The organism is Rhodococcoides fascians A25f (assembly GCF_000760935.2).
In the GTDB taxonomy this organism is placed as follows: Bacteria; Actinomycetota; Actinomycetes; order Mycobacteriales; family Mycobacteriaceae; genus Rhodococcoides.
This window is the reverse complement of sequence record NZ_CP049744.1, coordinates 1,089,165-1,111,150: the sequence shown is the minus strand read 5'-3', so window position 1 is coordinate 1,111,150 and position 21,986 is coordinate 1,089,165. Positions and strand designations below refer to the sequence as shown.

General features: G+C 65.2%; 25 protein-coding genes. 11 read left to right on the top strand and 14 right to left on the bottom strand.

The features are described 5' to 3' along the window. Positions 1-12: 12 nt before the first annotated feature. Positions 13-786 (top strand): site-2 protease family protein, encoded by a 774-nt coding sequence (locus BH93_RS05270; protein WP_037172120.1) that lies wholly within the window; start codon positions 13-15, stop codon positions 784-786. A gap of 1 nt (position 787) precedes the next feature. Here the strand turns inward: BH93_RS05270 and BH93_RS05265 are convergent, their stop codons facing one another. Further along, positions 788-1,729, bottom strand: a complete 942-nt coding sequence (locus BH93_RS05265; protein ID WP_037172121.1) for a helix-turn-helix transcriptional regulator — start codon at positions 1,727-1,729, stop codon at positions 788-790. A 53-nt stretch (positions 1,730-1,782) separates the two neighbouring features. Here BH93_RS05265 and BH93_RS05260 point away from each other — a divergent pair, with 53 nt between their 5' ends. Next, positions 1,783-2,250 carry a pyridoxamine 5'-phosphate oxidase family protein gene (locus BH93_RS05260; protein ID WP_037172122.1) on the top strand — a complete coding sequence of 156 codons (468 nt, stop codon included), beginning with the start codon at positions 1,783-1,785 and terminating at the stop codon, positions 2,248-2,250. On the opposite strand, the gene BH93_RS05255 is transcribed toward BH93_RS05260, so the two are convergent. The 3 genes from BH93_RS05255 to BH93_RS05245 all read right to left on the bottom strand — a co-directional run bounded on the left by BH93_RS05255 (position 2,240) and on the right by BH93_RS05245 (position 4,807). Then, positions 2,240-3,163, bottom strand: coding sequence for a cation diffusion facilitator family transporter (locus BH93_RS05255; RefSeq protein ID WP_032380187.1), 924 nt, complete (start codon positions 3,161-3,163; stop codon positions 2,240-2,242). The two genes, BH93_RS05260 and BH93_RS05255, sit on opposite strands and share 11 nt — an antisense overlap. Positions 3,164-3,258: 95 nt before the next feature. Continuing rightward, positions 3,259-4,326, bottom strand: a complete 1,068-nt coding sequence (locus tag BH93_RS05250) for an FUSC family protein (protein WP_197914643.1) — start codon at positions 4,324-4,326, stop codon at positions 3,259-3,261. Between the two features lie 64 nt (positions 4,327-4,390). Further along, entirely contained in the window at positions 4,391-4,807 is a 417-nt protein-coding gene (locus tag BH93_RS05245) for a DUF3151 domain-containing protein (RefSeq protein WP_032380738.1), read from the bottom strand. A gap of 148 nt (positions 4,808-4,955) precedes the next feature. Between BH93_RS05245 and BH93_RS05240 the strand changes: the two genes are divergently transcribed. Beyond that, positions 4,956-5,777: an Rv0361 family membrane protein gene (locus tag BH93_RS05240; RefSeq protein ID WP_155290880.1), complete on the top strand. Its 822-nt coding sequence runs from the start codon at positions 4,956-4,958 to the stop codon at positions 5,775-5,777. A gap of 87 nt (positions 5,778-5,864) precedes the next feature. Here the strand turns inward: BH93_RS05240 and fbaA are convergent, their stop codons facing one another. Further along, the gene (gene fbaA / locus BH93_RS05235) at positions 5,865-6,905 is read right to left on the bottom strand and encodes a class II fructose-bisphosphate aldolase (protein WP_032380186.1); all 1,041 of its coding nucleotides are present in this window, start codon (positions 6,903-6,905) and stop codon (positions 5,865-5,867) included. A 152-nt stretch (positions 6,906-7,057) separates the two neighbouring features. On the opposite strand from fbaA, the gene BH93_RS05230 reads away from it, so the two are divergent. Both BH93_RS05230 and BH93_RS05225 read left to right on the top strand, forming a co-directional pair. Beyond that, entirely contained in the window at positions 7,058-7,798 is a 741-nt protein-coding gene (locus BH93_RS05230) for a VTT domain-containing protein (protein WP_371828239.1), read from the top strand. Between the two features lie 73 nt (positions 7,799-7,871). Beyond that, positions 7,872-8,537, top strand: coding sequence for a DedA family protein (locus BH93_RS05225; RefSeq protein WP_032380735.1), 666 nt, complete (start codon positions 7,872-7,874; stop codon positions 8,535-8,537). A gap of 126 nt (positions 8,538-8,663) precedes the next feature. Here BH93_RS05225 and BH93_RS05220 read toward each other — a convergent pair whose 3' ends face one another. From BH93_RS05220 to BH93_RS05205, 4 genes are all read right to left on the bottom strand, one after another. After that, the gene (locus tag BH93_RS05220) at positions 8,664-9,800 is read right to left on the bottom strand and encodes a glycoside hydrolase family 76 protein (protein WP_037172123.1); all 1,137 of its coding nucleotides are present in this window, start codon (positions 9,798-9,800) and stop codon (positions 8,664-8,666) included. Between the two features lie 61 nt (positions 9,801-9,861). Next, complete coding sequence (locus BH93_RS05215; RefSeq protein ID WP_032401532.1) at positions 9,862-10,542, bottom strand: TrmH family RNA methyltransferase; 681 nt, start codon at positions 10,540-10,542, stop codon at positions 9,862-9,864. Continuing rightward, the gene (locus tag BH93_RS05210; protein ID WP_242459120.1) at positions 10,539-11,198 is read right to left on the bottom strand and encodes a DUF6636 domain-containing protein; all 660 of its coding nucleotides are present in this window, start codon (positions 11,196-11,198) and stop codon (positions 10,539-10,541) included. Before BH93_RS05210 ends, BH93_RS05215 begins: the two co-directional genes overlap by 4 nt. An 86-nt stretch (positions 11,199-11,284) precedes the next feature. Next, positions 11,285-12,073: an SDR family oxidoreductase gene (locus BH93_RS05205; RefSeq protein ID WP_037172263.1), complete on the bottom strand. Its 789-nt coding sequence runs from the start codon at positions 12,071-12,073 to the stop codon at positions 11,285-11,287. A gap of 89 nt (positions 12,074-12,162) precedes the next feature. On the opposite strand from BH93_RS05205, the gene BH93_RS05200 reads away from it, so the two are divergent. Beyond that, positions 12,163-12,615, top strand: coding sequence for a hypothetical protein (locus BH93_RS05200; protein ID WP_032380183.1), 453 nt, complete (start codon positions 12,163-12,165; stop codon positions 12,613-12,615). Here the strand turns inward: BH93_RS05200 and BH93_RS05195 are convergent. After that, on the bottom strand, positions 12,583-13,221 hold the full coding sequence (locus BH93_RS05195; protein WP_052064888.1) for a lysoplasmalogenase family protein: 639 nt from the start codon (positions 13,219-13,221) through the stop codon (positions 12,583-12,585). The two genes, BH93_RS05200 and BH93_RS05195, sit on opposite strands and share 33 nt — an antisense overlap. 131 nt (positions 13,222-13,352) lie before the next feature. On the opposite strand from BH93_RS05195, the gene BH93_RS05190 reads away from it, so the two are divergent. The 5 genes from BH93_RS05190 (at position 13,353) to BH93_RS05170 (ending at position 18,435) form a co-directional block, all read left to right on the top strand. Beyond that, positions 13,353-13,952: an Rv1733c family protein gene (locus BH93_RS05190; protein ID WP_155290881.1), complete on the top strand. Its 600-nt coding sequence runs from the start codon at positions 13,353-13,355 to the stop codon at positions 13,950-13,952. 81 nt (positions 13,953-14,033) lie between these two features. Continuing rightward, complete coding sequence (locus tag BH93_RS05185) at positions 14,034-14,495, top strand: MarR family winged helix-turn-helix transcriptional regulator (protein ID WP_052058227.1); 462 nt, start codon at positions 14,034-14,036, stop codon at positions 14,493-14,495. Continuing rightward, positions 14,492-15,718: an MFS transporter gene (locus BH93_RS05180; RefSeq protein ID WP_032380180.1), complete on the top strand. Its 1,227-nt coding sequence runs from the start codon at positions 14,492-14,494 to the stop codon at positions 15,716-15,718. The genes BH93_RS05185 and BH93_RS05180 overlap by 4 nt, the downstream gene beginning before the upstream one ends. A gap of 274 nt (positions 15,719-15,992) precedes the next feature. Further along, positions 15,993-17,840, top strand: a complete 1,848-nt coding sequence (locus BH93_RS05175; RefSeq protein ID WP_037172126.1) for a hypothetical protein — start codon at positions 15,993-15,995, stop codon at positions 17,838-17,840. Then, positions 17,827-18,435 (top strand): class F sortase, encoded by a 609-nt coding sequence (locus BH93_RS05170; RefSeq protein WP_032380178.1) that lies wholly within the window; start codon positions 17,827-17,829, stop codon positions 18,433-18,435. The genes BH93_RS05175 and BH93_RS05170 overlap by 14 nt, the downstream gene beginning before the upstream one ends. A gap of 20 nt (positions 18,436-18,455) precedes the next feature. Here BH93_RS05170 and pyrE read toward each other — a convergent pair whose 3' ends face one another. From pyrE to BH93_RS05150, 4 genes are all read right to left on the bottom strand, one after another. Next, complete coding sequence (gene pyrE / locus BH93_RS05165; protein WP_032380731.1) at positions 18,456-19,004, bottom strand: orotate phosphoribosyltransferase; 549 nt, start codon at positions 19,002-19,004, stop codon at positions 18,456-18,458. Between the two features lie 105 nt (positions 19,005-19,109). Next, the gene (locus BH93_RS05160; protein ID WP_037172128.1) at positions 19,110-19,688 is read right to left on the bottom strand and encodes a LemA family protein; all 579 of its coding nucleotides are present in this window, start codon (positions 19,686-19,688) and stop codon (positions 19,110-19,112) included. Positions 19,689-19,745: 57 nt separating this feature from the next. Further along, entirely contained in the window at positions 19,746-20,861 is a 1,116-nt protein-coding gene (locus BH93_RS05155; RefSeq protein ID WP_371832094.1) for a hypothetical protein, read from the bottom strand. A gap of 93 nt (positions 20,862-20,954) precedes the next feature. After that, entirely contained in the window at positions 20,955-21,899 is a 945-nt protein-coding gene (locus BH93_RS05150) for a DUF5666 domain-containing protein (protein WP_037172131.1), read from the bottom strand. Positions 21,900-21,986 lie beyond the last annotated feature (87 nt).

Below are 21,986 nucleotides of genomic sequence, written 5' to 3'. Positions count from 1 at the left end.
CCCGCTGATCCGATGACCGTCCCACTACGGCGCAGTCCCGTTCTGCCGAGTCCGGTGTTCGTTGCCGTTCTGGCTGTCGCAGGAGTGGGCGGCGCGCTGGCCTGGACGGCCGAGGACGTCACGTCGTTCACGGCGCGGCTCGGGGTGTTCGTTCTGGTCCTTGCCGGCTGGATCGCCTCGGTCTGCCTGCACGAGTTCGGCCACGCCTTCACCGCATTTCGCGCCGGCGATCGCGAAGTCGAGCTCCGCGGCTATCTGACGCTCAACCCGCTGAAGTACACCCACCCGTTGCTCTCGATCGTCCTGCCGGTGGTGTTCATCGCGATCGGCGGAATCGGACTACCAGGCGGTGCCGTGTACCTGCGCACCGGCCAGTTCTCGGCGTCGACGCAACGGCGGATCGCCCTGGCCGGCCCGTTCGCCAATGCCGTTGTCGCCGTGGCACTTCTGGTCGTCATCAGACTGTTCGGCTCGGACGGCACTCACCCCGCGTTCTGGTACGGGCTCAGCTTCCTGGCGTTCCTGCAGATCATGGCCACCATCCTCAACCTGATTCCGGTACCGGGACTCGACGGATACGCCGCGCTGGAGCCCTCGCTCTCACCCGCCACGAGGGCAGCGCTGGCGCAGTTCAAGACGTACGGTCTGCTCGTACTCGTGGCCTTGCTGTTCGTGCCCTCGGTCAACTCTGCATTCTTCGGAGCGATCTACACCCTGTTCGGGCTGTCCGGTGTTCCCGAGTTCTTCGCCGGTAACGGCAACTACCTGATGCGATTCTGGGTGTAGCTCAACCGTTGTCGAGTGCGATGTTCGACGCGAGGTCGCGCAGAGATATACGCAGAGAGGTCGGCTCGAGCACCCGGACTCCCCCACCGAGCGCGATCAGCTGTCCGAGCGCCACCTCCTCGCTCTCGAGCATCAGGTCCACGGTGGTCCAGCCGTCGTCGTCGGGCGGCGCAGTTGCCGGCATCGCCGTGGCACCGATCACCCGAGGCAGAGCGCGAATTGCGGAGTCGGACAGACGAACACGACATGCATACGTCAGCAGCGACCGATCGAACTCCGCCATCGACGCGTTCCACCACTGCGCGAGGTCGAATCCCTCGGGCCGAACGACCGGAGTTTTCGACTCCGTGACGCTGCCGATCCGGTCGACCCGAAACGACAGGACGCGCTCGCCGCGCGTGGCCACCAGGTACCAGACCGACGCCTTCACCACGAGACCGAGCGGCCCTACGACCCGTCTCCCACCGCGGTAAGCCATCTCGATCTCCCGACCACCGAGCACCGCACGAGCCAGCACCGGCACGACATCGTTCGCGGCGGGCACGGTGAACCACCCGGGAACGTCCACATGCACACGCTCACGCCACAGTTGCGCGCTCGCCCGCAACGGAACCGGCAATGCGCCGAGAAGCTTGCTCTCGGCCGCAGCGGTGACATCGGACAGACCCAGGTCGGCAGCAATCGAGGGCATCCCGAGAAGCATCAGCGCCGACGTTTCGATCCCGGTCATACCGGTCAGTGCGGACTGCCACCCGTCGAGCAGCCGGATGCCGCCGCCGGGGCCGGTTTCGGTCCACAGAGGCACTCCGGCCGCACCGAGTGCGCCGATGTCGCGGTAGATGGTTCGGACGGATACCTCGACCTGGTCGGCCAGGGATTGCGCAGTCGCCGTTCGCCCCTGCTGGAGCAGCAGCATGATGCGGAGCAACCGCGCGGAACGCATGTCTCGATATTACTGACACAAGGTGTCAGTAATGGTGGCGAATACTCGTCACTATGACGACGTGGAACGAGTTCTCGACTGCAGCACCGAACCTGGCCTCGGCGGTGCGGGCCAGATTCACCGCTCACAAGCACCATGTTCTTGCGACGCTACGAGCAGACGGCTCGCCGCGCGTGAGCGGAACCGAGGTGGAATTCGACGCGAGCGGCGTAGTGCGCCTCGGGTCGATGCTCGGCGCGGTCAAGGCGCGCGACCTGCAACGTGACGGACGGTTCGCGCTGCACAGCAATCCTGGGCATCATTCGATGGACGGCGGGGATGCGAAGATCGGCGGAGTGGCCGTCGAGATCACCGATCCGGCTGTGCTGCAACCGATATTCGACGCCGCGCCGGGCGAACTGGTGCCGTACCACGTGTTCGACCTCGACATCACCGAGATCGTGCTGACGTCCCTGGTGGACGATCACATGCAGATCGACGTCTGGCGTCCGGGCACCGAGGTTCGTACCGTCACCAGGTGATCTCTTCCTTGCACGTTCGGCCGTGTGCCGCCGGCTCGACCTGCACCGTGGCGTGGTCGAGTCCATAGGTGGACAACAACGACTTGGCACGATCGAGCACCATCGACGACGAACCCTCGCACTCGAGATGCACTGTGGCCACATCCATTCCGGTGGTGAGCGTCCACACGTGCAGGTCGTGCACTCCGGTCACTCCGGGAAGTGCGCTCAGGTCACCCGTCAACGCGTCCACGTCGACGTCGGCCGGACTGGCCTGGGTGAGAATGCGTAGCGCAGAGCCGGCCAGCTTGATCGCTCGCGGAATCACCCACAGGGAAATCAGCACACCCACGACGATGTCCACCCAGGTCCACTGGAACAGCAGCATCAGCACGCCGCCGACGAGCACCCCCACGCTGCCGACCGCGTCGGCCAGGACTTCCATGTATGCGCCGCGGACCGCGAGCGAGTCCTTGGCGTCTCCGCGAATGAGCAGCATGACGACGATGTTGGCCGCGAGACCGGCGGCCGCAGTGAGAATGAGTGGTAGGCCGGGGATTTCGGGAGCGTCACCGATCCGCGATACTGCCTCGTACATGATGAAGGCCGCAACACCCAGCAGCAGAACAGCATTGGCGATGGCGGTCAACACCTCAGCGCGGTGCCAACCGAAAGTTCTTGCCGCGGCAGCGCTTCCCTTACGTGCCAGCAGAAGTGCAATCAAACCCATGGACATACCGAGGACGTCGGTGAGCATGTGGCCGGCGTCGGCGAGCAGTCCGAGCGAGCCGATCGCCAGCGCCACGGTTGCCTCGACGACGAGGAACACCACCAGAATGGCGAGAGCGACAACCATCTTGCGTACGCGGGACTTGGGTGGCCCTGCGGGCGAATGACCGCCCACACCGTGACTGTGCCCGTGACCGGCGCCCATGACTCCCCCTTGCGTGCCTGTATCTACTTCCGGCAGCCACCATATGCGTACATACGCATATATGCAATGGTGTCGTGCGGGGCGCAGGCTCCGGTTCACAACTCCGGCGGGACGTGCGGATGCTTCACCGTCGGCGGAAGCGTCGCCAACGCAGAAATGCGCTTGAGCCCGGCGACCTGCAGCAAGTCGACGATGATCGACCGCAACTGCGCCAACACCACCGTCGCCGACAGACCGGCATTCGAGATCAACTCAGGCTTGGCACCGGCCGCAACCGAACGCAACACCCGCGCAGCCTCCGCCGCATCCGGCTTCTGTCCCGGATCCGCCAGAATCATCTGGCGTAGAACTTCCACCGCGTGCGCCAGCTTCTCCACCTCGTCGACGACACGTGGATCGAGAATCTCGTCGTCTCGCACCAGCGTCAGCGACCGCCGAGCGAGCACCCGAATATTGCGGACGGCATTGTCGATGGGATCGGCCGTCGCCGCGAGCGCGGCCAGACGATTGCGGTGATTCCAGTACATCGGCGAGATCCGGGCAATTTCCCGGCCGCCTTTGAGATCGGTTCGGAGCGCATCGATACCCGACTGCGTTGCACGCGCCTTACGCAGCCCCTCCTCGATCGGTTTGGGATCGTTCGCCACCAAACCGTCGGCCACCTTCTGCAACACACTTGCAGCCGTAGCCAGGACGTTCGCGGCATCCTTGCGGGCCCGCCAGACCGGATGCGTCGGAATCAACGCCACGATCGCGATGCCGACCAGACCGCCGACCAACGCGTCGACCATGCGGTTGGGGCCACCCATGTTGCCCGGCGGGATCAGGGTCGCCACCAGCACGGCGGACGATCCGGCCTGCATCGCGATGATCGGACCACCGTCGAGGAACACCGCGGCCGACATCGCCAACACGACCACCAACGCGATCTGCCACGGCCCGCTGCCGATCAGCGAGATGAGCAGATCGCCGATGCCGATGCCCACCGTCACTCCGACGACGAGCTCGGCCGATCGGCGCAGGCGAGCGCCGAGCGAGACGCCCAGCGAGACGACAGCGGCGATCGGCGCGAAGAACGGGCTCTCGTGACCGACGATGTCCGTTGCGACGAACCACGCCACACCTGCGGCCAACGCGCACTGAATGATGGGCAGCAGCGACAACTTCAGCCGAGCACTGCCCGATTTCAGCCGGGTGCGCCCCCGCGAGCGGCTGGCGCGGGCTCGATCAGCCCAGGCCGAGCGCTTCTGCTGCCTTGGGGTCACAGTCTTCGAGGAGGTCGAGGCAGCGGGCGTACTCGTCGTTCTCGTTGATGTCGCGGGCGGCTTTGGCGAGGACTGCGACGCATCGGAGGAATCCGCGGTTGGGCTCATGGCTGTACGGGACCGGCCCGAATCCCTTCCATCCATTACGACGCAACTGGTCCAGACCTCGGTGATATCCGGTACGCGCATAGGCGTAGGCGGTGATGGTGGCACCCGATTCGAGCGCGCCCTCGGCAAGATATGCCCACGCGATGGACGCGGTCGGATGCGCAGCTGCGACCGTCTCGGGGGCCTCGTGATTCAGCAGTGCGGATTCGGCCTCGTCGTCGCCGGGCAACAGTGTGGGTTGGGGTCCGAGCAGATCACCGAAAGAAGTCATGGCGCTCATTGTGCCCCTACGTCACCGAATCGTGTCCGAACACCCCCGCATCGCTCGTGCCGGACCGCAGATGCGGTCGATAGGCTGCCAGCTGACGAAATTTCAGACATACCGCTCTTGCGAGAATTCGGTGAACGAGGGAGAACGCATGCCGGACGAGAAGAAGAATGCACCCTCCGAGGCCGACGCCGCCACCGAGAACGACGCCGCCACCGAGAAAATCGATCTGGGCAAGAAGAAGCTGGTCGACGAGCCCGCCGACACTCCGACCGAGAAGATCACCACTGATCCAGCCGAGGTACCGGCAGCCAAGCCTGTCGCAAAACCGACCGCGGCACCGCGTCGTATTCCGCCACGGGACGCCGCTGCTGGTTCCTCGAAAGCTGTTGCGGCAGAAAAGAAAGCACCGTCAGTGGTGCCGCAACCGGTCGGGCCCCGCAAGATCGAGCCGCAGCAGGCCGTTGCGAAACAGGTTGGTGCCGGTGCCAAACAGGCAGTTCCCCAGCGCGTCGGACCGCCGCCCGCGGAGCCGAAGAAGCCGAGCCACAAGAAGTGGTGGGCGGCACTGGTGTCCGCGGTGGTCGTGATCGCAGTGGTTGCCGCAGGGGCATACCTGCTGATCGACCGCACGAGCGAGGACAACTCACCGGAGGCACAGATCCGGTCGACCGTCGAATCGTTCACCAGGGCGCTGGCCGGCGGTGACCTGGCCACGCTTCGCAGCACCTCGTGCGGGGATCTGGCAACGTTCTACCGCGATATCCCGGACACCGAGTTCGCCGACGTCCACCGCGTCTCCGTGGAGCAGGGCAGCATTCCGACCGTCGACAGCATCGACGCCATTCAGGTCACCGACACCACCACCGCGATCGCGCAGGTGATCGCGCACACCGATGCCAATCCGAACGATCGGTCGCCGCGCACCTTCGACCTGAGCCTCGAAGGCGATCAGTGGAAGGTGTGCAGCTGACGCTGCATGTGCGCGGCGGAGCCTGCGGGTCGTTCCGCAGGCTCCACTCCTACCTCGTAGCAGGCTACGAGGTTCCGCTCACGTAGATCAGCCTGCGGATACGCTGCGGCCGGCGGACTTGAGGTCGTTGCACGCCTCGACGACACGGGCCGTCATGCCGGCCTCGGCCTTCTTGAGGTAGCTGCGCGGGTCGTAGGCCTTCTTGTTGCCGACCTCGCCGTCGATCTTGAGCACACCGTCGTAGTTGGAGAAGAAGTGTCCGGCGATGGGACGGCTGAACGCGTACTGGGTGTCGGTGTCGACGTTCATCTTCACGACGCCGTACTCGAGAGCCTCTTCGATCTCGCTCTTCGCCGAGCCCGATCCGCCGTGGAAGACGAAATCGAACGGCTTGGAACCCGAAGCCAGACCGAGCTTCTCCGTTGCGACCTTCTGGCCGTCGGCGAGCACGGAGGGCTTGAGCTTGACGTTGCCCGGCTTGTACACGCCGTGCACGTTGCCGAAGGTGGCCGCCAGCAGGTACCGCGAGCCCGCATCGCCTGCACCGAGCGCCTCGACGGTCTTGAGGAAGTCTTCGTTCGAGGTGTAGAGCTTGTCGTTGATCTCGGCCTCGACGCCGTCTTCCTCGCCGCCCACGACACCGATCTCGACCTCGAGAATGATGTTCGCTGCTGCAGCACGGGCGAGCAGATCCTTGGCGATCTCGAGGTTCTCGTCGATCGGGATGGCCGAGCCGTCCCACATGTGCGACTGGAACAGCGGGTTCTTGCCTGCGTCGACGCGCTCCTGCGAGATCGCGATCAGCGGACGCACGTACGTGTCCAGCTTGTCCTTGGGGCAGTGGTCGGTGTGCAGAGCGATGGTGACGTCGTACTTGGCGGCGATCACGTGCGCGAACTCCGCGAGCGCCACGGCACCGACGACCATGTCCTTGATACCGAGTCCGGAGCCGAACTCGGCACCACCGGTCGAGAACTGGATGATGCCGTCGCTACCAGCGTCGGCGAAGCCCTTGATAGCGGCGTTGATGGACTCGGAACCCACACAGTTGATTGCCGGAAAAGCGAACTTGTGTTCCTTCGCCCGGCCCAGCATCTCGGCGTAGACCTCGGGAGTTGCGATAGGCACGGCGTCATTCCTCCATTGAAAGTTCGATTGTGTCCCGTGCAGTATGGCAACTACCGGGCTCGGTGTCGTGCATACCCGCATCACCCCGGTCATTACGCAGGCTCCACTCCCGCTCACCGACTGTTCAGGAGTTACCAGTTTCGGCCGGTAGTGTGGGCGCGGTGAGTCTTCTAGCTGCCTCGGAATCGGTGACGACCAATCTGGCCCTGTTGCCCGGATTCCTCGACCCGGTGAACCTGCTCAACTCTTTCGGACACTGGGTGCTCATCGGGCTCCTGCTGGTGGTGTTCATCGAGTCGGGTCTGCTGTTCCCGCTGCTACCCGGCGATTCCTTGCTCTTCACGGCCGGGTTGATCGCAGCGTCGAAGTCCACCGAGATCGAGCCGTTCGCATCGATCTGGACGCTCGTGATCCTCATTCCGATCGCGGCGATTCTCGGCGACCAGGTCGGCTTCCTCATCGGAACCAAGGGCGGTGCCGCTCTCTTCAAGAGCAACGACGCTCGATTCTTCAAGAAGAAATACATCGACGAGTCGCACCTGTTCTTCGAGAAGCACGGTCCGATCACCATCATCCTCGCGCGCTTCGTTCCGATCGTGCGGACGTTCGCGCCGGTCGTCGCCGGTGCGTCGCACATGAAGTACTCGCTGTTCCTCACCTACAACGTCGTCGGCGGCATCCTCTGGGGCGCGGGCGTGACGGTGTTGGGGTACCTGCTCGGGCAGATCGCGTTCATCCGCGAGCACGTCGACATCATCTTCCTGATCATCGTGGCCGTCTCCGTACTGCCCATCGTGATCGAGGTCGGCAAGCGAATGATCAAGGCCCGTAAGACTCCGCTCGGCGAGGCAACCGACGCGATCGAAGCCGACGCCCCGGACACCAAGTCCTGATAGTGATCTTCCGAAAGTGATCGAGCCTGTGCATTCGATTACCACCGCTCTGAGCGCAACGGCGCTGCAGGACGTGTCCACGCAAGCAGCCGGTAGCTTCGGCCCACTGCAGACGGCGGGCCCCCTCGTCGTCTGGGTCGTCGTGATGACTTTCGTGTTCATCGAATGCGCGGTCATCATCGGCCTGTTCCTCCCCGGGGACTCGATGCTGATCACAGCAGGAATCGTGATGGCGACGCACGCGTCGGGCACCGGTCACATCTGGGCACTGTCGGTCGGTGCGATGGTCGCAGCTATCGCCGGTAATCAGGTGGGGTACATGATTGGCCACCGAACCGGCTCGACTTTGGTGGCCCGCAAGAACGGCAAATACCTCAACACCAAGAACCTGCACAAGGTGAATCTCCTGCTCGAGAAGCACGGATTCTGGGCGGTGCTCGTCGCGCGATGGATCCCCTGGGTGCGCACACTGTGCCCGCTCGTCGCAGGCGCGGCAAAGATGGATCACCGCCGCTACACCATCGCCAGCACCCTCGGCGCGATCATCTGGGCACCGGTGCTGTTGCTGATCGGTTTCTACTTCGGGTCGTTCCTGGAGAAGATCCCGTGGCTGCTGCCCGCGGTTCTCATCAGCATGATCGTGCTGCTCGTGGTCGGAACCGGTTTGGGAATCTGGCAGTACCGCAAGGAAATGGCACGGCCCGAGGAGACCATCGAGGTCGAAGAGGTCGTCGAGTAGGGACGGGCCACCGCACCTGAGTGTTCGGCATCGACGTTCGGGCGCGGCTTTCCGCCGATCGACTGCGATCGTGAACACTCAGGTCCGTTCTATCGAAACCTGCAGGAGTGGAGCCTGCGGAACGACCTAGAACCCTGCAGCCGAGACTCGGTAGGCGGCTTCCATCAGCATCCAGCCGCCGAGTTGGACCGACAGATCTCGCTCGGGTACGTCGGACGGTCGGACGGTGCCCTCGGCAAAAGTGGCGATGTGCAGTCCCTGGCCCGGGAATCGTGCTTCGCGGGTCCAGTCGGCTCCGAACAGCGGGTTGTCTTCCACTTCGAGTCGGTTTTCCCACGCGGCCTCGGCCGAGTGCAGCACGATTGCCGCGGCGAGTTCGCGGGCACGATCGTCGGCGTCGGAGTCTCCGGGCAGCTCGACCGCGACCACGGCCAGGTAACGCGCCAGGATGGAGTTGAACAGTCCGCCGTCTCCCCCGCCGCCGCCGGTGATGACGAGGTTACGGGTCAGGTGGTTCTCGACGGAGTCGACCAGTGTGTGGACTCGCTTCGCATGCCTGGGCTCGCCGAGTCGAACCGCGAGTTCGGTCTCGAGGCCGAGCGTGACTCCCTGGCAGTAGCTGTAGATCGCACGTTCCAGCTCGGGCTGTTCACCCGCGTCGACGATCGCGCGAGTGGAGTGCACTCCGTCGATGATCAAGCCGGTTCGCTGGTCCCGCAGAGTCCGATTCATCCAGTCCGACATCTCCTGGGCACGCCACAGTCGACCGGTGCGAGCGAGCATGATCGCGGCCGGACCGTTGGCCGGGGCGTTGTAGAAGTCGTCCTTCTTGCGCCACGGAATGCCGCCACCCTCGGCCGGAGCCCAGGCGTCGAACAGCTCCATCTCGATCTGCTGGATGCCACCGCGATTGCCGACGAAGTGCTGACGCTGCGCGCGTTCGAGTGCCAGCCCGAGCCAGGCCATGTCGTCGTAGTAGTTGTTGGTCCATCCGCTGATGTTGCGGGTGCGATGCGCTCGGGTGATCTTGTTCAGTCTGCGACGGCGCTTGGGAGTGAGTTCACGATCTGCGGCATCGACTGCGCAGTCGAGCAGATGGGCCTGCCACCAGTAGTGCCAACGCAGGAACAGCCGCTCACGGCGGACCGGAGGCCAGGCGACGACTCCGAGCGTCGTGCCCGGCAGCCCCCACAGCCGACACATGTGCCGCGCGACGACGGCCCCCTCCGCAGCGTCCGCACGCTGCGACCACAACTCCTGCATACCGAAGATCCTGCCACTACCGTTGCTGATTCGTTACATCCCGCCCCGGATCAGCGCGCTGTCACCAGGCAGTGTCGAGGTCGGCATGCTGCCGAATCCATGCATGCATGGCGATCCCAGCGGCGACACCTGCATTGATGCTGCGTGTGGAGCCGAACTGGGCGATCGATACCGTCATCGACGACGATTCGCGGGCCCCGTCGGTGACGCCCGGTCCCTCTTGGCCGAACAGCAGCAGGCACTCCCGCGGGAGCTCGGCCGTCTCGATCGGTACCGATCCCGGGGTGTTGTCGACGGCGACGACAACCAGGCCCTGCTCGGCGGCGAACGCCATCAACGCCTCCACCGAATCGTGGTGATGGAGATGCTGGTAGCGGTCGGTGACCATGGCACCGCGGCGATTCCATCGACGTCGTCCGACGATGTGCACAGCCTGGGCGGCGAAGGCGTTCGCAGTGCGCACCACCGTGCCGATGTTCGCGTCGTTGGTGAAGTTCTCGATAGCGACGTGCAGCGAGTGGCGTCGAGTGTCGATGTCTTCGACGATGGCCTCACGCCGCCAGTAGCGGTAGGCGTCGACGACGTTGCGGCGGTCACCACCGGCGAGAAGCTCTGGATCCAACCGTGGATCGTCGGGTGGCGGTTCGGAGTGGGAATCGGCCCAGGGGCCGACGCCGTTGGGGTTGTCGCCCCACTCGGTGGGGCCGATGTCCTCCGACGGAGTTGCGCTGTCGCCGCTCAAAAGACTTCGTTGCTGTCCGGTGCGATGCGGAATCCGTGGCCGGTTGCGTCGTCGACGCACGAGATGCCGTTCTCGGCCGATGTACAGGTGAAGCCGGCCTCGGCGATGGTCGCGCCCACAGCCAACGGTGGATCGATCGTTTCCCCGCCCGAGGTGTACACCACTCCACCCGAGCACATGAATGCCGCGGGACCCTCGTTGGTGACTCGAATTCCGTTGCCCCAGTTGATCATACAATCTTCAGGCCGGGGCGGAACCGGGTCGGTGGTGCCCTGACACCCGGCCTCGGTACGGCTGGACAACGGCACGATGCCGCATTGGAACAGACCGTCGGGAGAACTGAAGTAGTACGCACCACCGATGGCGGCGTACGTCGTCTGCGGTTCGGCGGTGGGCGGCGGTTCGACCGGCGGCGGAGGCGGAGGGAGCGGCACCTCGGTTGTCGTCACCGGAGCGACGGTGGTGGTGGGCGCGGTCGTCGTCGGGGCAGGCGTTGTGGTCGACGGCGGCGGTGGGGGCTGAGCGGCCGACTCACTGCTGCAACCGGAGAGAACGAGTGCCGTGGCCGCCCCGATCCCGACCAACCAACCTCGCACCGAACGAATTTTCCCGGCCTTGCTCGAACCCAACTTGCTCGAACCACACGTGCTCAGCATGAAAAAACCCCGACCCACCTTTCGACACCGATTGCTCGAAAGACCGACGATACCGGCGTGCCGCCGGCATCCTTCGGCGAGAAGTCCTAGGTGTGGCTCAGGCGCCGGTTGACCTCACGAGTGAGCCATGCGGGCGAGAAGCGTGACCCGAGCGAAAGCGCCTTGGACGGCAAACCGACCGGGAAATGCACCTTGTGCAACCGCCGCTTGACCGGACGGGTCGCGGCGAAGATCGCGTCGGACACGTCTTTCACGGTGAGCTTGATACCCAACGAGCTCGTGGTGCCCGTCGAGACACCCTGGGTCATCGCCGTCTGAACGAACAGCGGCCACATGGCCTTGACCGAGATGTCGTACTTGCTCCACTCGAGATCCAACGCCTCGGTGATGCCGCGCACCGCGAACTTGGACGCGCCGTAGGTCACCAACTCGGGCTGACCGTAGATGGCCGACGCGGAGCACAGGTTGACGACCTGCGCGCCCGGGGTGTCCTTGAGGTAGGGAAAGGCCGCGAGGGTGCCGTAGATGACCCCGTTGACGTTGATGTCGATCTGACGACGGTGCACCGACAGCGGCATGTCCTCGAAGGCACCCGCGGCAAGGATTCCGGCGTTGTTGATCAGAATGTCGAGTCGACCGTCGCCCTCCCCGACGAACTCCTTCAACCGGGTTTCCCACTGGTCGGAGTTGGTTACATCCAAGACGCCGGTGACTACACGGCCGCTGAGCGAGGCAGCTTCCTTGCCGAGTGATGCCAAGCCGGTCTCGTCGATGTCGTATGCACCGACGAGGTAGCCACTGGCCGCGAACTTGAGAGCAGTTGCGCGGCCGATACCTGCTGCCGCGCCTGAGATGAAGACAGTTGGTCGAGTCACATCGAACACCGTACATGTAACCCTACTTACCGGTAACCCCCTATCGTCGAATATCGAAGCACCGCTGCAGGCGGCCCAGGAGTGTCGAAGTGAACAACACGAGAATCGTGCGTGCCGTCGTCGTCGTGACGGTCGTGTACGCGGTCGTGCTGGCGATTTGGATCGGCTGGCTGAACCCTCGAACGCCGCCCGGAACGCTTCCGTATCAGCTCGCTGCCCTGGTCGCCGGATTCGGCGCGGCTCTCGGACTGGCGATGATGATCGCCGGCCGCCCGACGCGTGAGCAGAAGGAACTGATCGAGCACGGCGTCGAGGGCTGGGCGACGGTGGATGCCATCCGCCGGATCGACCACGACACGGCCGAGCTGGACCTGGAATTCACCGTGCCGGGCTCGAGCAGCTACTTCGGCAAGATCGTCTACGACATCCCTGAATCCGACACCGCCCGGTTCGAGCCGGGGACGGTGATCGCGGTGCGCGTCGACCCGGCCCATCGTGAACGGGTGCTGCTACTGCCCCGACCGCAGAGCCTCGACGAGTAGCACCTGCGCCGCCACGTACGTCGACAGGATGATCGCCTCCGCCGTCCTGCGTTGACGTTCCTCGGACAGAAACAGTCGCCGGAACACGATCAGCGCATCGGAGGCGGTGAACAGCGCGCCGCCGATCATCAGCCGTCGATCGCCGCCGCGCGCCCGGGAAACGGCAGAGAGCGTCGACGTGGTCGCCAGCACGGCTCCGTACGCCGACAGGGTCGACGCCACCGCCGGCTGGCGTCGGGCCAGCAGAGCCGCCGCGGCCGCCCATCCGGCGTACCTCGGAATCGCGTCGATCGGTGTCGGTCGTGCACCTCGGCGAAGAAGCAGACAGGCATAACTTCCCTGCATCACCGCGAATGCACGCGCGCCCCATTCCAGAGCGGAATCGTCGTCGGGATCGATCAACAGAACATCACCTGCCGTCGCCGCGGCGAGACCGGCCAACAGCACTCGGTCGCGAGCCGGATCGAGCGCGGTCGCCAGGGCAGGCACGATCAGCGGCTTGGCGATGCATTGCAACCGCGTCGAGCCGGTCCAGGCTCCGACCACCGTCACGGCTCCGGCAACCAGAGCAGCACCGCGGGCACGACGCACCCGGTCGACAGTCATTCCACTCCTTCCACCGAACCCATCACAACGGACATCACATGTGACGCTGACCCCTCCTGCTTGATACTCGCAGGTCGGCTCGTCATCGTGTAAAGGTCGGTCGGAATCATTTCGAAGTAGTGGGGACCATCATGCGCCGTAAACTCACCGGGCAGGCCCGCTCGGCACACACCGACTTCTCCGGCTACCCCAACCCGTTGCTCCGCGACTGCGACGTCCGTCAGGCCCGCATCAAGCACTGGGTCACCGCGTTGCTGATCGTCATGATTCCGGTGTCGCTGTGGCTCGGGCTGAGCGCCCACGCCGATCAGCAACAACGCCTCGAGACTCAGAGCAGCTCGATTCACCAGGTCACCGCAACCACGACGGCAACCGCCGAGACGACGTCCGTTGCCTCGACCGAGTTCGGCTCGTCCGGTGCCGCAGCTGCCACTGCCGTCGACTCACGCTGGGTCTACCGGGGCGTCGAGCACACCGGGCGCGTCAGCGTCGACACCGGTTCTCCGGCGGGCACCACCACCGAGATCTGGGTCGACAACAGCGGCAACCTGAGCTTGCGACCACTGACGTCGGCGGATGTCGTCGCCGCATCCATCTTCAACGCAGTCGGTAGCTGGGTGCTGGTCGCGGTGGTTCTCATCGGCTTCTACCACGTGATGTGCTTCCGGTACGACGGTCGACGCAATGCCGAGTGGGATCGCGACATCGCCGATCTCCTGAGCCGACACTGACTCGCCCCCTGGCTCCCCCGGTTATCCCCGGAGGTCGGCCCCGCGTTGCGATAGATAGTTAGTGTATGTAACAATAAATCGGTGAGCCACTCCGACGAAGACATCCGGGACCTCCTCTCGCAGCTGGTCACCAGTTCGTCACGCTTCGTCCGATTGGCCGCCCGGTTCGGCAGCGACGAATGGCCGCGAGCATGGATGCGGGCCCTGTCGTTGCTCGAGGAGTATCAGCCACTGCGCATTAGCACCTTCGCCGAGCTGGATCGATGCTCCCAACCATCGGCGACGGCGTTGCTCGCCAAGCTGAGCAACGCCGACCTCGTCACCAGACGATCCGACCCCGACGACTCGCGCGCCGTGCTCGTCGAGATGACCGAGGCCGGCCACCGTTGGCTGGCCGACGGTCGACGTCACCTCGTCGACGGACTGGTCCCGTACCTGTCCGACCTCGACCCAGAACAGATCCAAAAACTGACCGACGGCTTGGGTGAACTTCGCAGCATCCTCGAGCCCGTCGATCACGGAATGAGAGGAACTCTTTCGTGACCACCAGCACCTCCCCCGACAGCCTGCTGAAGCAGCCGCGCGCGGTATGGGCAGTCGCATTCGCCAGCGTCATCGCCTTCATGGGCATCGGCCTCGTCGATCCCATTCTCAAGCCCATCGGTGAGCAACTCGATGCCTCGCCGTCCCAGGTGTCACTGCTGTTCACCAGCTACATGCTCGTCACCGGCGTCGCGATGCTGATCACCGGAGTGGTGTCCAGCCGCTTCGGCCCGAAGCGCACATTGCTGGTCGGCCTGGCGATCATCGTCGTCTTCGCCGCGCTGGCCGGCACGTCCGGATCGGTCGGCGAGATCATCGGCTTCCGCGCCGGCTGGGGACTGGGCAACGCACTCTTCATCGCCACGGCGCTGTCGACCATCGTCGGTGCCGCGTCGGGCGGAGTTGCGCGCGCGATCATCCTCTACGAGGCCGCGCTGGGTATCGGCATCGCGACCGGTCCCCTCGTCGGCGGTGTCCTGGGTGGATTCAGCTGGCGTGGACCGTTCTTCGGCGTCGCGGCACTGATGGCCGTCGCGTTCATCCTGCTCATCGTCATGCTCCCGGACACCCCCAAGCCCGCGCACACCACATCGATCCTCGATCCGTTTCGTGCTCTTCGGCACCGCGGATTGTTGACCGTCGGGATCACTGCTCTGCTCTACAACTACGGCTTCTTCACCTTGCTGGCGTACACGCCGTTCCCGCTCGACATGGGCACCTACTCGATCGGATTCATCTTCTTCGGCTGGGGTCTGTGCCTGGCCGTGGCGTCGGTGTTCATCGCACCGAAGCTGCAGCGGGCCTTCGGAACGCTGAACATGATGATGCTCGCGCTACTGCTGTTCGCCGTCGACCTGGCCGTCATGGCGATGTTCACCGAAAACAAGACGGTCCTGATCGTGGGCACCGTCGTGGCCGGGTTGTTCCTCGGCGTCAACAACACCCTGATCACCGAGACGGTCATGATCTCGGCACCGGTCGAACGGTCGACGGCATCGGCTGCCTACAGCTTCGTTCGCTTCACCGGTGGAGCAGCGGCGCCGTACCTGGCAGGCAAGCTGGGCGAGTCCAACATGCACGTGCCGTTCTGGGTGGGTGCCGCGTGCACCGCGCTGGCGATCGTCGTCCTGGCCACCGGACGAAAGGTGCTCGCTCACGTCGACGACCACGAACCTGCACCTCACAGCATCGACGAAGCCCAGGCTGTGACGGTCGGCGACTGAATTACGTTCATCCGAAAGCCTTTTCGCGACGGTCGAGATCACGGATCTCGGCCGTCGCGTCGTATCTGCGGCCCCTTTCGTCACATGAGCCTCATCCGTAACACTTTCATAACCAAACCACTGGTAAAGCCCTTTTCTGTTTGCTGGACCGGACGGTTGGTTTACGGTTCCCCCATCACGGTTGTTCGTGTGACTCACCAACAACACTCGTTCCGCGTGGGAGGACGGGTGCGCGCAGCACGATGCTGCCACTGACCGAAGGGCCACAATCTCCATGTCGCAGAAGTCGATCGCCAGGTCCAAGAAGGCGCGCCTCGCCGCTGCCGGGGCCGCCATGGCACTGTCCCTCTCCATCGTTGCACCGGGAATTGCCAGTGCACAGGAGCCGACGACCCCGGAAAGCTCCGCCGTCGAGCAGCCGGCCACCGAGGGCGGCACCGAATCCGGGGCCCCCGCCGCCGGAGAAGGCGCAGGCGTGGACGGATCGGCCACAGCCTCCGTCGACGGGCAGCTCCAAGCCCCCGCCCCCGCTGTCACCCCCGAGGATGCAGCCGCGGCAGCCGCAGCCGCAGCCGCCGTTCCGGCCCCCGAGGCCCCGTCGGCCATCCGTCCACTGCCGCAGGTGACCGGCGGCGTCGTCTTCAACGACGACGGAACCGCGACCGTGAACCTCGACATCATTCCGCAGCTGTCCGACGCCGAGAAGCAGGCGATCACCGACGCCGAAGCTGCCAGCAAGGAAGCCGCAGCCGCTTCGGCTGCTGCCCAGGTGCGTCTCGAAACGGCCAAGGCCGCCGAGGCCAGCGCGAGCACCGACGCCACCAAGGCCGAGGTCCAAGCAGCCGAAGCCGACGTCAAGGCAAAAGCAGCAGCCGCAGAGGCCAAGGCTGCCGCAGTCGCCAGCAAGGCCGCGAGTGCAAACGTCACCGCAGCCAAGAACACCGCAGCTGAATTGAAGACCGAGGCCGACGAGACCAAGGCTGCAGCCGATCAGGCCGCAGCCGACGCCGCAGCAGCAGAGAAGATTGCCGCCGACCTCGAGGCAGCAGCGGTCTCGGGAGACCCCGAAGCCACCGCCGCCGCCGAGGCCGCCCGCGCCGACGCAAACGCAAAGGCCGAACTGGCTACCACCGCCAAGGCCGACGCCGACGCGTCGAACAAGGCAGTGGAAGACTCGGTCGCAGCGCTGCAGGAGTCGTTCAAGAACTTCAATCTCGCCAAGGTCGTTGCTGCCACCCGCGCCGCAGCGGCCACCGCCGCGAAATCCCTCGCTCTGCACGTCGAGGCTCAGACCGCGGCAGCCGTAGCCGCAATCGCCGAGCAGAACGCCAAGAATCTCGAAGCAGCAGCAGAGGCTGCCGCCGGTGAGGAAACCGAGTCGGAGAAGGCAGCGTCCGACGCCCGTGACACGGCAGACGCAGCCAAGGCCGATGCCGACGCCAAGGCCGCCGCTGCAACAGCAGCACAGGCAGCACTCGACGAAGCGCCGACCGATGCCGACATCGCTGCGTTGCAGGCCACGGCCGACGCAGCCGCCCAGGCCGTCGTGGATGCCGACGCCGCAGCTGCGGCCGCCGACGCAGATCTTGTGGCCAAGACCGATGCAGCCGCTGCCGCAAAGACCAAGGCCACGGAAGCCGCAGCCACCCTGAAAACCGCTCAGGATGCTGCAACGGCAGCCAAGACCGAGGCCGACGCCAAGGCGAAGGTCGAGGCCGACCTCAAGGCCGAGGCAGCCGAATTGGCCGCCAGCGGACCGAAGTTCAGCTGGACCATCAACCTGGGCAACACCGTCCGCGAGGATGTTCCGGTCACCGAGGTCGACGAGAACACCGTCGTCGTCGACAAGACCGGCGTCTCGCTGGTCGGCGTCAAGAACGAGGACGGATCGTTCACCGTCGCGGATTACTTCACCACCGACGAGAACGGTGTCGTCAGCGTGGCCGGCGATCTGCCGCCGGTCGATCTCGCACTCGGCGACTCCTCGAACGAGGCGTCGGGCGGATCGGACAGCTCGTCCAACACCCCGGTGATTCTCGCCGGAGTGGGCGTGGTCGTAGTAGCGGCAGCGGGTGGAGTGTTCTACCTGCGTCGCCGCAACTCTTCCGATGCCACCTCGTAGTACCCGCTGGCTGTGGACGGCGATCCTGACCTTCGTTCTACTCGTATCAGGTTGTGCGAGTGACGAAGTCGGGATCGCCGCACCCGATCGCTCGCCGGTGCAGTCACAGATTTCGGTGGCTGCGCCTGCGAGCGACGTCGCTCCTGCCCAGCCCGAGTACATCGAGCTCCGATCTTCGGACGGCACCACCTATCTGAGCAGCCCCATCCATCCCGATCCGCTCTATCGCGGCGGCGAGAGCGGCCAGGTGCTGAACCCAGTGGACGAACTACCGGCCTGGTGGGCCGAGAGCGGCATGCCGGGTACCTCGACCGAACAGACGGTAGTTGTTGCCGGACACAACTATTCGAAGCGGGACGCCCCGTTCAAGGCGTTGCGGGTGGTTGCTCCAGGCGACACCGTTGTGCTGCGAACCGCGAGCGGCACTCTGGAGTACGCCGTCGAATCGGTCGGCCCCCTACCCAAGGGATCCCTGTTGGCCGACAACGAACTCAGACGTTCGGTACCGGGACGATTGATCCTGGCCAACTGCGACGTCCAGGGCGGCGAACCGACCGACGACAACTTTGTGGTCGTCGCGCAATTGGTTCGCTAGCAAGCCGATTCGGGCCGGGGTTACAGGCCGAGGTCTGCCAAGCCGAGCAGGGATCGATATTCGAGCCCCTCTGCAGCAATGACCTCGTCCGCCCCGGTCGCCCGGTCCACCACCGTGGCCACCCCGACGACCGTCGCGCCCGCGTCCCGCAGAGCTTTGACGGCAGTGAGCGGCGAATTTCCGGTCGTCGTCGTATCTTCCACCACCAGAACGCGTTTGCCGACGATATCCGGTCCCTCGATCTGACGCTGCATGCCGTGCGCCTTCGCAGCCTTACGCACCACGAACGCGTCGATCGGACGACCCTGGGCATGCATAATCGACATCGCCACCGGATCTGCGCCCATGGTCAGCCCGCCGACCGACACGAAATCCCAATCGGAGACCAAGTCACGCATCAACGAGCCGATCAACGCGCCCGCCCGATGATGCAGCGTCGCCCGACGCAGATCCACGTAGTAATCGGCTTCCTTGCCGGAGGACAACGTGACCTTCCCGTGCACGACGGCAAGGTCTTTCACCAAATCGGCCAGTTCCTGCCGGTCCGAATTCGCGGCACTCTCGGCCATGTCGGGGTTCCTCTCGTCGCACCACGGATCTTCGAAGGTCGCTACGAACTTACCCACAACAAAGCGGGTCGTTCCTGGCGGCTCGCCACTCCGGCCGCTCCGCCCCTACGCAGCGACCTGGGCCGACAACTGCTCGTCGAGGACGTCCCTCGTCTCCACGAACGGTTCGGGCGCCGTCAGAGCACGAGACTTGGCGACGATGGACGACGGGAAGGTGCCGATCGCCTGCGACAGTCGGTAGGCGGTGTCGTTGTAGACCCGCACCGCCCCCGCAATTCGACGTTCGGTCACGGCCAGCTCCCCGGCCGGTCCTTGAAACGCCCAGTTGCCCAACACGTTCCGACCCGCGTCCGCCTCGGCGAGAACGGCGTGAAAGGCGGCGGACAACGCATTCTCGGCAGCCGCCTGTGCCGCCGGTCCCAGGTCGCGATCACGCACGGCCCTGGACCACGAGCGAGCACCGCCGAGCTGGCGCACTGCATCGGCGGACAACCCGGAAGCGTCGGCGGCCTCGATGAACGGCACCAATTGCTGGTGCCGCCGCTCGAGCTCTACGTCGACCAGCCGCAGACTCTGCTCGGTCTGCTCGCTGTACCGACCCAGCCGACGCACCGTGCTCGCGACGTAACCGACCAGCAACAGGACTACGACAACCACGATGGCCACAACCACAAAAACCGTCACGAGGTACGAATTTAGCTGCGTCCGAGCTCCCGAGCCCGTAAACACGCCCGAAAGAAATCAGGGCTGATTGCGCCGACGCTCGGAATCGAACGGAATCGGACGCGACGCAGGCGGACGCGGTACCGGGCGCGACGGACTCGCCGAACGTACGGCCTGCGGACCAGCCGCGTCGGGCCTGGGTGGACGAGGCCTGCGACCCGGTTCCTGAGGACGCGGCTCATGGTCGCGGGGTTCCTGAGGACGGGGCTCCTGGGGACGGGGCTCCTGGGGACGGGGCTCCTGGGGACGGGGCTCCTGGGGACGGGGCTCCTGCGGGCGAGGTTCCTGAGGACGGGATGTCTGGGGACGCGCTACCTGAGGACGAGCCACCTGGGGAGGTCGAACGCGTGGCTCGGATCTGGAGGGCTCGGCAACTCGCGGCTCCGACTGGGCCTGCTGGGGCTGTGGGCCGCGGGCCTGCTGGGGCTGTGGGCCGCGGGCCTGCTGGGGGCGAGCTTCCTTGACCAACGGCCGGCCCGGATCGCCTCGATCACGGCCGGGCTCGCCTGCGCGTGCGCCGTAGACCGCGCTACCGCGCACGGGGGGAAGCACGTGCAGCATGCCGGACAGTCGTGCGACTGCGTCGATGGCCGCGTCCCAATCACGGCCCGAGCTGCCCAGCGGCAGCGATCCCAGCGTCCAGTCCTTCTCGCTCCACAGCAACTGAAGATTTTCGGGAACGGATTCGGTGAAAGCAGCCATTCGCTGGTCGCAGACCCGGCGAGCGATATCGACATCGGTGGCGAACACCACGCGCGGGCCGATGGACCCGAGCAGTTCCATGTCCTCGTCGCGCGGCGGTGGCGTCGAGCGAGGCCGTAGGTCTATGTCGACGTCGGAACCGACCGAGCGCTGCACGGCCACGATGGTGCCCGTTTCCTCGACGTCGAAGAGAACGAACTCCTCACCCCGTCGGACACCGGTCACCACGCCGAGAGCGACGTCGAATTCGGGCTTGGACAGGGCCGCACGGGAGAACCGGGTGACCAGTTCTTCATCGTGCGGTCGATACTCGTATCCCTGCGCCTTGGCCCACATCTGCCGCAGCCGCCCGGATTGATCTCGCTTGGACCTGTCGATGTAGAGCAGGGCCACTGCACCTACCAGTGCAATCGCCGCCAGGCCGAACCACATTGCCGTCATCGCGAACCACCTTAATCGACATCCACGCCGTCACCGCCCACCACCGCCGGGTCCTGTGAACGATCCCTACGACAATGCCGGCTGCTAACCGCCGAGATTCGGGGTCTCGATGATGACGTTCGCGCGAATGGTCCCGTCCTCCACCGACTCGCCCTGCACCACGACGAAAGCGCCAACCTCAAGCGACGCCAGACTGGTGCCGGACAACGAGATTATCTGGGTCTGCGGCGTGGTCTGCACCGTGACCGGCGCACCATCGAGTCCGTCGATCGTCAGACTCGAACCGTCGTTGGCGCTGATCGTTCCCACTGACGAACCGAGTTGCCCGAGTATCTCCGGAATACCGCCCGGGATGAGTTCGGGCGTGGTCGTCGCACCCGATTCCGTGGAACGCGGCGTGGTCGTGGGCGTACTCGACGGCGAGGGCCGAATGGACGTCGACGGCGCAGCTGCAGTGGTGTTGGAGTCGTCCGATCCACCGCTCAGGAAGGAAATTCCGAAAACTACGACGATCGCGAGGACGACGAGACCGATCAGGGCCAGAACCCACGGACGAGGACCCTTGCCACCCGAATCGGCGGCGGGTTCCTCGGCGGGTGGCCCTCCGAACTGCTGGGGTTGGCCGAACTGCTGGGGTTGGCCGAACTGCTGAGTCTCGTAACCCGGCGCCTGGCCGTACTGCGGTTGGCCGTACTGCTGAGTCTGGCCGTACTGCTGAGTCTGGCCGTACTGCGGTTGGCCGTACTGCTGAGTCTGGCCGTAGGCCTGATTTGCTGCTGTCTGTTGATCGGGGTCGTACGGCGGCAGCGCCTGCGTGGGCTGATACCCCGGCGGATACGCCGGTGGGTCTTGGTTCTGCTGGGCCGGGTTCTGCTGGGCCGGGTCCTGGTACCCCGGGCTCTGGTACCCCGGACTTCCGGACGCCTGAGTCGGATACGCCTCGGTGGGATGAGCGTCGTCGGGTCGGTTGCGCTCTGCCGCATCCTGGTCGCGCTCCCGCGGTGACCGTGGGTCGTCCGGATTCGTCATTCCACGAGGGTACCTACCCGGCAGAACGCAGGTGGCGACACAGAACGGGCCCGCACGAGCAGTGCTCGTGCGGGCCCGTCTCGCAGA

What these genes read in the sequence shown, in the direction of transcription:
- BH93_RS05270 (WP_037172120.1), top strand. Translation starts at nt 13, where the DNA reads ATGACCGTCCCACTACGGCGCAGTCCCGTTCTGCCGAGTCCGGTGTTC.
- BH93_RS05265 (WP_037172121.1), bottom strand. Translation starts at nt 1,729, where the DNA reads ATGCGTTCCGCGCGGTTGCTCCGCATCATGCTGCTGCTCCAGCAGGGG.
- BH93_RS05260 (WP_037172122.1), top strand. Translation starts at nt 1,783, where the DNA reads ATGACGACGTGGAACGAGTTCTCGACTGCAGCACCGAACCTGGCCTCG.
- BH93_RS05255 (WP_032380187.1), bottom strand. Translation starts at nt 3,163, where the DNA reads ATGGGCGCCGGTCACGGGCACAGTCACGGTGTGGGCGGTCATTCGCCC.
- BH93_RS05245 (WP_032380738.1), bottom strand. Translation starts at nt 4,807, where the DNA reads ATGACTTCTTTCGGTGATCTGCTCGGACCCCAACCCACACTGTTGCCC.
- BH93_RS05240 (WP_155290880.1), top strand. Translation starts at nt 4,956, where the DNA reads ATGCCGGACGAGAAGAAGAATGCACCCTCCGAGGCCGACGCCGCCACC.
- BH93_RS05220 (WP_037172123.1), bottom strand. Translation starts at nt 9,800, where the DNA reads ATGCAGGAGTTGTGGTCGCAGCGTGCGGACGCTGCGGAGGGGGCCGTC.
- BH93_RS05210 (WP_242459120.1), bottom strand. Translation starts at nt 11,198, where the DNA reads ATGCTGAGCACGTGTGGTTCGAGCAAGTTGGGTTCGAGCAAGGCCGGG.
- BH93_RS05195 (WP_052064888.1), bottom strand. Translation starts at nt 13,221, where the DNA reads ATGACTGTCGACCGGGTGCGTCGTGCCCGCGGTGCTGCTCTGGTTGCC.
- BH93_RS05190 (WP_155290881.1), top strand. Translation starts at nt 13,353, where the DNA reads ATGCGCCGTAAACTCACCGGGCAGGCCCGCTCGGCACACACCGACTTC.
- BH93_RS05175 (WP_037172126.1), top strand. Translation starts at nt 15,993, where the DNA reads ATGTCGCAGAAGTCGATCGCCAGGTCCAAGAAGGCGCGCCTCGCCGCT.
- BH93_RS05170 (WP_032380178.1), top strand. Translation starts at nt 17,827, where the DNA reads ATGCCACCTCGTAGTACCCGCTGGCTGTGGACGGCGATCCTGACCTTC.
- pyrE (WP_032380731.1), bottom strand. Translation starts at nt 19,004, where the DNA reads ATGGCCGAGAGTGCCGCGAATTCGGACCGGCAGGAACTGGCCGATTTG.
- BH93_RS05155 (WP_371832094.1), bottom strand. Translation starts at nt 20,861, where the DNA reads ATGTGGTTCGGCCTGGCGGCGATTGCACTGGTAGGTGCAGTGGCCCTG.
- BH93_RS05150 (WP_037172131.1), bottom strand. Translation starts at nt 21,899, where the DNA reads ATGACGAATCCGGACGACCCACGGTCACCGCGGGAGCGCGACCAGGAT.